At 70.2% G+C, this 7,898-nt stretch carries 5 protein-coding genes; all 5 read right to left on the bottom strand.

Annotated elements, in window-relative coordinates; genetic code table 11:
• Nucleotides 1-27: 27 nt before the first annotated feature.
• Nucleotides 28-1,314 carry a glycoside hydrolase family 10 protein gene (locus PSH03_RS20580; RefSeq protein ID WP_372494820.1) on the bottom strand — a complete coding sequence of 429 codons (1,287 nt, stop codon included), beginning with the start codon at nucleotides 1,312-1,314 and terminating at the stop codon, nucleotides 28-30.
• Between the two features lie 40 nt (nucleotides 1,315-1,354).
• Nucleotides 1,355-2,680, bottom strand: a complete 1,326-nt coding sequence (locus PSH03_RS20575) for an extracellular catalytic domain type 1 short-chain-length polyhydroxyalkanoate depolymerase (protein WP_238690118.1) — start codon at nucleotides 2,678-2,680, stop codon at nucleotides 1,355-1,357.
• Between the two features lie 310 nt (nucleotides 2,681-2,990).
• The gene (locus PSH03_RS20570; RefSeq protein WP_238690117.1) at nucleotides 2,991-5,129 is read right to left on the bottom strand and encodes an alpha-glucuronidase; all 2,139 of its coding nucleotides are present in this window, start codon (nucleotides 5,127-5,129) and stop codon (nucleotides 2,991-2,993) included.
• A complete protein-coding gene (locus PSH03_RS20565; protein WP_210786514.1) occupies nucleotides 5,126-7,159 on the bottom strand; it encodes a beta-galactosidase in 2,034 nt (677 codons plus the stop codon). The genes PSH03_RS20570 and PSH03_RS20565 overlap by 4 nt, the downstream gene beginning before the upstream one ends.
• A complete protein-coding gene (locus PSH03_RS20560) occupies nucleotides 7,156-7,845 on the bottom strand; it encodes a DUF624 domain-containing protein (protein WP_238690116.1) in 690 nt (229 codons plus the stop codon). Before PSH03_RS20560 ends, PSH03_RS20565 begins: the two co-directional genes overlap by 4 nt.
• Nucleotides 7,846-7,898: the final 53 nt, after the last annotated feature.

Below are 7,898 nucleotides of genomic sequence, written 5' to 3'. Positions count from 1 at the left end.
GCTAGTGGCGTGGTCAGCAATGGTACGCTAGGTGGCTGGGAGGGCGGTACGTGCGAGCGTGTGGCTCCACGGTTTGGTGGCGGACGGGCCGGTCGGGGGCGGGGTCGACACCGGCGAGCAGCCGAGGGCAGGCGGGCCTGCCGTCACTCGAACAGTCGCCACGAAGCCACCCGGCCACTGGTTAGTCGACACCGTCGCCGTGGAACCACCCCGGCCCGGAGGCGGAGTCGTGGGCGGGTCGGTCGGCGGATCGGTGGGCGGGTCCGTGGGCGGGTCCGTCGGCGGGTCCGTGGGCGTGGTGCCGTTGTTCAGCGCGGCGAGAACCGCGTCGTACGCTGGCTTCTTCGAGCCGTTGTTGTTGAACAGCAGCGGGGTCTGCGAAGCCCGCCACGAGTCACTGTCCCGGATGCCCCACACGGTGATGCCGTTGCAGCGGGCCACGGCCAGGCAGTCCTCGACGACGCTGCGGTAGGTGTTCGCCGACGCGCCCTGGATGTCCAACTCGGTGATCTGCACGTCCACACCGAGCGCCGCGAAGCTCGACAGGGTGGTGCGGTAGTTGCTCACGTACGGGGAGTCGTTGTTGAAGTGCGACTGGAAGCCCACGCAGTCGATCGGCACGCCACGGGCCTTGAAGTCGCGCACCATGTTGTAGACGCCCTGGGTCTTGGCGTGCGTCCAGTTGTCGGTGTTGTAGTCGTTGTAGCAGAGCTTCGCGCCCGGATCGGCGGCACGCGCCGCCCGGAACGCCGCCTCGATCCAGTCGTTGCCGGTGCGCTGGAGGTTGGAGTCGCGACGGCCTCCGGAACTGCCGTCGGCGAACGCCTCGTTCACCACGTCCCACGCGACGACCCGACCGCGGAAGTGGGTGGCCACCTGCGTGACGTGGTTGAGCATCGCCTGCCGCAGCGCGCTGCCGCTCATGCTCTCCATCCAGCCGGGCTGCTGCGAGTGCCACGCCAGTGTGTGACCGCGCACGCTCATCCCGCGGCTGCGCGCGTGGTTGACGATCTGGTCCGCCGCCCCGTAGCTGAACTGATTCTGCTGCGGCTCGGTGGCGTTCATCTTCATTTCGTTCTCGGCCGTCACCGAGTTGAACTCACGGTTCAAGATCGTCGTGTACGCACTGTCGGAGAGCTTGAACCCGGCGACCGCCGTGCCAAAGTACCGACCCTTCTCGGCGGCGGACGCGCCGAGCGTCGTCCCGGCGGAGGCGGGTGCCGTCACGAACAGCGCCATGCCGGCGGCGAGGGCACCCGCGCCGGCCAGCGCGATGGCGGCTCTGGACGCCGCCTTCCATCTCGTACTTCTCATCGTGTGACTCCTTCTGGGGGTGGTGGGGTGGGAAGGGAAATCAGGACACCGAACAGGCGGCACCGTTGAGGGCGAACGAGGTGGGCTTGCCGGCGCCACCCTCGTGCGTGGCCTGGAAGCCGATCTCGACCGACGCGTTCGGGGCGATGGTGTTGTTGTAGGAGACGTTGCGGGCGGTAACCGCACCGCTCGCCGGGGCGTACTGGGCGTTCCAGCCGCTGGTGATGCGCTGCCCGGTGGGCAACGTGAAGCTCAGCGCCCAGCCGTTCACGGTGGTGGCACCGGTGTTGGTGATGGCCACGCTCGCGGTGAGGCCGCTGTTCCAGGCGTTGACCGTGTAGCCGACCCGGCAGGCGCCCTCGGTCGGCGGCGGCGTGGTCGGGGGCGGAGTGGTCGGGGGCGGAGTGGTCGGCGGCGGAGTCGTCGGGGGCGGGGTGGTCGGCGGCGCGGTGCCGTCCAGCCCGAAGAAGCGGATCACCTGCGCGGCGTCGACCGGCAGGTTGTGCGTGACACCCTGCATGCTGATCGCCTCGACCGGTGCCATCGGGCCGCTGCTGCCGTACCGGGTGCGGGTGTAGCCGGACTGCGGGGAGTCGGTGTACGTCGGGGTCTGACTCAGACCGTGCACGTTGGTCCACTGCTTGACCTGCTCGCCGAAGTTCGGGTAGCGCAGCGTCTCGTCGTTGGTGCCGTGCCAGATCTGCATCCGGGGTCGCTGGCCGGTGTAGCCGGGGTACGCCTCCCGGACCAGGTCACCCCACTGCTGCGCGGTCCGGACGAGTTGCCCGTTGGCGCACTGGCTGTTCCACTCCGAGGTGCCGCCGGTGGCGAAGCAGGCGAACGGCACCCCGGCGAACGAGGCGCCCGCCGCGAACACGTCCGGGTAGACGCCCAGCATGACGTTGGTCATCATCGCGCCGGAAGAGGTGCCGGTGGCGAAGATCCGCGCGGGGTCGGCGGAGTAGCGCTGCCGCACGTGGTCGACCATCGACATGAGCCCGACCGGGTCGCTGCCGCCGCCACGGCGTAACGCCTGCGGTGAGTAGACGTCCCAACACTTGCTGCTGCGGGTTGCCGACGGGTAGATCACGATGAACCCGTACCGGTCGGCGAGGGAGGCGTACTGGGTGCCCGAGTGGAACGCGGGGCCCGTCCCGGTGCAGTAGTGCATGGCCAGGAGGATCGCCGGTCGGGTCGCCACCCGGTCCGGGACGTACAGGTGCATTTGCAGGTTGGTCGGGTTGGTGCCGAAGTTGGTCACCTGCGTGAGCGTCGCCGCCGACGCGGGAGTGGCGAACGTCAACGCGGCGGCGGCCAGCGTCACGGCCGCCATGACGACGCCAAGCATTCTCGTCTTCAGTGTCATCGTCGCGATCCCTTGCGAAAAAGGCGCGTGGAAGGGGACTTGAGTCGAGGACTGCCCTTCGCCCGACCTTGACCGCGGCTCGCGTGACCATGTCAGCTTCGATCGAGCACACTCGATTGTCAAGACTTCCGGAAACCTTTCGCCGCAACGGTTCCAGCGGTCACCTGCGCAACAATGGGCATCGACGGGCATCGTCGGCGTCGGCGGCTGACGACAATTTATCGGCACGTTTTCGGGACCTGCCAGGCCGGCTGGGGCGCGCGGCACGAGGGCGGCCCGACCGATTGGCCGGGCCGCGCATCACCACCGCTCAGTAGATGTCCCGCCCTCGCTCGTCCGGCACCCCGGACTTGCGGAAGAAGTACGTGTTGATCTGGTCGCGCCACTCGGTGGCGCAGCGCACCTGCTCGTCGAGGCGTTCGGCGACCCGCTCGTACACGCTCGGGTCGATCATGCCGGTCAACGTCTGCCACTTCCGCCGCATCGCCGTCACCTCCTCGACCCCCGTGAAGTGGGTGTCGTAGATGTGCTGGATGACTGTCGAGCCGCCGCGCAGCACGTGCCCGTACGGCACGTGGTGGAAGAACAGCAACAGCTCGTCGGGGCAGGTCTCAAGTGACTCGTACACGTCCGCCCAGTACGGCGGATACTGGCCGGTGAAGCCGGTACCCGACGCGCGGCTGCGGTCCACGCCGACGCCGTCGCGGTCGGCGAAGTGGTAGGTGCCCCACCGCGTGTACTCGTACCCGTCGACGCCGGGACCGTAGTGGTCGCCGGGGTTGACCATGAAGCCGACGCCCAGCGGGGCGGTGTAGCGCTCGTACGTGCGCCACGAATCGTCCATGATCTCGTGCAGTGTTCGCCGCACCAGCTCCGCGTCGGCGGTCGCCGACGGCGGAAAGGTCAGCGTGATCCACTCGTCGAGGATCGCCGTCGGGTCCCGCCGAGGGTCCCAGGCCAGCCGACCGAACGTGTACAGGTTGGCCTGTGCCAACGGATGCCCGGTCCAGAAGAGGTCGTCGCCGACATTGGCGACGGCGACCATCCCGCCGCCCACCGCCGACTCCCCCGTGACCACGTCGGCGATCGTCCGTCCGCCCGGCCCCCAGGGGGCGAAGCCGAGCACCTCACTCCACCACGGGCCGAGGTGGCAGACATGCCGCTGTTGGCCCGTGTACTCCTGGGTGACCTGCAACTCCACCGCCAGCCGGGTCGCCGGCATCGCGGCGAGCACCGGTGAGACCGGCTCGCGCGTCTGGAAGTCCACCGGGCCGAACTTCACCTGGACGACCACGTTGGTGCGGAACCGCCCGTCGAGCGGGGCGAAGTGGTCGTACGCGGCCCGAGCCCGGTCGGTGGACCGGTCCCGCCAGTCCTGGTGGTGGTTGTAGACGAACGCCCTCCAGTGCACCACTCCCCCGTGCGGAGCGAGGGCCTCGGCCAGCAGGTTCGCCCCGTCGGAGTGGTCGCGGCCGTACGTGAACGGGCCGGGTTGCCCCTCCGAGTCGGCCTTCACCAGGTAGCCGCCGAAGTCCGGGATCCGGTCGTAGACCCGCCGGGTGGTAGCGGCCCACCAGACCCGCACCGCCTCGTCCAGGGGGTCGGCGGTCGGCAGGCCACCGAGGACCACCGGCGCGGCGAAGCTGACCGACAGGTGCACCCGGATGCCGTACGGGCGCAACGCGTCGGCGATCTCGGCCACGTCACCGAGCCGTTCGGTGAGTAGCAGCGCCTCGGTACGGGCCACGTTGACGTTGTTCACCGAGATCGCGTTGACCCCGCAGGAGGCCAGCAGCCGGCCATACTCCCGCACCCGGGCCAGGTCGCCGCGCGGACGGCCGTCCTGCCAGAAGATCGAGCCGCCCGCGTACCCCCGTTCGACCTGGCCCATCACCGGGTGCACGGCCACGTTGTCCCAGTGGTTCAGCATTCGTCGGCGCAGCGCCGGCCGGTGCCGCTCCGGCGGTCGGACCGGGTCGAAGGCCGCCGCGCAGAGCCGGACCACGTGGAAGAGCCCGTACAGCAGGCCGGCGGGAGCGTCGGCCAGCACCGCCGTCACGTCGCCGGCCCGCGCCAACACGAAACCCTCGTCGCCGAGTGTCGCGCCGTCGTCCAGCTCGACCAGCGCCGCCTCGCCGGCGACGCGCGCCGCCTCCACGGCCGGGTTGGGCAGCTCAGCGGCGTCGCGCAGGGCGAGCACCAGATCGACGTCGACGTCCCAGGACGGGGAGTGCCACACCCGTCCGCCGTAACGGGCGCAGGCGCGTGAGACCTCGTTGAGGACGGTGTCGACGAGCAACCCCTCGCCGTGCAGCAGGACGCGGCGCGCGCCGAGCGACCGGAACGCCTCCGGGGGCAGCCAGGCCGGGTGGACGCGTGGCTCGTCAGCGTCCATCGGCTCCTCGACGAACATCAGCTGCTCCAACTCCACCGACTCTTCGGCGTTCACCGGTCCTCCTTCAGCACGACAACCCCGTACGCCGGCAGCCGCAGGGCACCGCCGGCCGCCGCACGGTCGCCGGTGAGCAGGTCGACGCCGCCGGTCCGGGCGGTCACCTCGACCGGCTCGGCGCGGTGGTTGAGCAGAAACAGCAGCCGCGACCCGTCCGCCGCGACCCGCACGGCGGATTCCAGGTCTGCCACGTCCGGGTAGGGCCCGAGCAGGTCGTGCCGGGCGAGCACCTGCCGCACCACCCAGGACACCCCGGCCTGGTCCAGCCCGGCGGCCACGTACCAGCCGTCGCCGGCACCGAAGGAGTTGCGGGTCACCGCCGGGGTGCCCGCGTAGAAGTCGGCCTGGTAGGTGCCGACGACCTGCGCGCCCTGCGGAATCACCAGCTCGAACAGCAGCCGCGCGTCGACGTCGAGCTGATCCACACCGTCGCCGAGGCGGACCGGGTTGACCACCTCCGGGCCGCGGGCGTCCCACTCATCGACCCGGACGCCCATGAGTTGCCCGAGCGGGCCCGGCACGTCCATCAGGAACGCCTGGTCGTTCTCGTCCACCCGGCCGGACAGGTAGGTGGTCAGCACCGACCCGCCGCGCGTCGCCACCGCCTCCAGCCGCTGCGGCAGGTCGCCCTTGAGCAGGTGCAGGGCCGGGGCCACGACCACGTCGTAACGGGACAGGTCGGCGGTCACCGCGACGACGTCCAGGTCCACACCGGCGTCCCAGAGCGCCCTGTGGTACGCGAGCACGACCTGTTGGTAGCGCACCAGCCGGGACGGGCCGTCGGACAGCTCCAACGCCCACCAGCTGTCCCAGTCGAACAGCAGCGCCACCCGGGCCGGGGTCCGCGCGCCCAGCGACGCCGGGCCGAGCCGTTCCAGCTCGGCGCCCAAATCGGCGACCTCCCGGAACACCCGGGTGTCGGAGCGACCGGCGTGCCCGATGACCGCACCGTGGTACTTCTCGCTGGCACCACGGGAGGCACGCAGCTGGAAGAAGAGCACCGCGTCAGCGCCGTGCGCCACTGCCTGCCAACTCCACAGCCGCATCAGACCGGGGCGCTTCAACGGGTTGACGTCGCGGCACGCGGTGAAGCTCGGCGTCTGTTCCATCAGCCAGAACGGCTGGCCGTCCTTGAGCCCGCGCATCAGGTCGTGGGTCAGCGCCATCCAGGCCGCCGACTCGTCGTCGGGCGGGTAGTTGTCCCAGGAGACGAAGTCCAGATGGGGGGCCCAGCGGTGGTAGTCAATCGGCCGGTACATGCCCATGAAGTTCGTGGTCACCGGCAGCGTCGGGCTGGACTCCCGGATGGCGGCCTTCTCGTCGCGGAAGTTGGTCAGCATCGCGTCGGAGGTGAACCGCAGGTAGTCCAGTGTGATGCCCGGGAACGCGGTGTGGTCCGGGCCGCGCCAGTGCTCGGTCAGCGCCGACGGCGGCTCGATCTCGTCCCAGTCGCTGAAGGTGTGCGACCAGAAGGTGGTGTACCAGGCATCGTTCAGCTCGTCGAGGGTGCCGTAGCGGTGGCGCAGCCAGCTCCGGAAGCCGGCCGCGCACAGCGCGCAGTAGCAGGCGCCGCCGTACTCGTTGCCGACATGCCAGGCGAGCACCGCCGGGGTGTCGGCGTAGCGGCGGGCGACCCGGCGGGCCAGCTCCGTCGAGAGCCGACGGAAGACCGGCGAGCTGGGGCAGGAGTTGTGTCGCTGGCCGAAGCGGTGCTTGCGGCCCTCGAAGTCGGTCCGGGTCACTTCGGGGTACGCCCTGGCCAACCAAGGTGGGTGGGCGCCGGTGCCGGTGGCCAGGCAGATCCCGCGTCCCTCGGCACTGGCCCGCTCGACGATCCTGTCCAGCAGCGCGAAGTCGTACGTGTCCTCGGCGGGCTGGGTGAGCGCCCAGTCGAACACCCCGAGGGTGAGCAGGTCGATCCGTGCGGTGTCGAAGAGACGGTAGTCCTGCTTCCACACGTCCTCGGGCCACTGTTCCGGGTTGTAGTCGCCCCCGAAGGGCACCTTGGCGCTGAGGGGCAGGCTCACGAGGTGAACTCCTTCCGGATCAGATGGATCATCGGGTCGCTGATGCGCAGGTACGCCAGGACCGCGATCGACGCGAGCAGCATCAGCACCGCCTCGGAGAAGACCGTGGTGATCCCGGCCGCCGCGGCCAGCAGCAGGGCGTTGCCGACGGGAACACCGGGGGTACGCACGAGGAAGTGCACGGCCAGCCGGAGCACGTCGCGGGTGCGGAAGTCGAACAGCGAGGTGATCACCAGGGCGTTGGCCGCGCAGAGCGTCACGCCCACTCCGATCAGCACCAGCGGCACCGCCCACCAGCTCGACAGTCCGACCGCGCCGGAGTAGGCGAGGTTCACGGCGAGCACTGTCAGCCACAGCAGCGTCGGCACCCAGACGCGCAGCACGCCGAGCACGTTGGCCCGGTAGCCACGCCAGAACAGGGTGGCCGGACGCAGGTCGGTCAGGTCGGTTCGCTGGTGGCGCAGGGCGTACAGGGTGGCGGAGATCGCCGGGCCGACCGGTACCAGGAGGAGCGCGGCCAGCGGGAGGTTGCTCGGATCGCGGCCCAGTACCAGCAGCGGGAGCAGGGCGGGCAACGTGGTGAGCAGCAGGAGCAGCTCGACCACGAGCAGGATGTAGACGCGCGAGGTGATCCGCGACAGTGGTCCGTCGCCGAACTGTCGCCGGGTCTGAGTCGCGCCACTCACTGTCGCTCCCTCCGGTCGACTCAGCTGATCCCTGGTCGCCGGGGGTCCGGCCG

This window comes from Micromonospora salmantinae (genome assembly GCF_022230905.1).
In the GTDB taxonomy this organism is placed as follows: domain Bacteria; phylum Actinomycetota; class Actinomycetes; order Mycobacteriales; family Micromonosporaceae; genus Micromonospora; species Micromonospora salmantinae.
The sequence above is the reverse complement of the archived record's forward strand: the minus strand, read 5'-3'. Positions and strand labels throughout refer to the sequence as shown.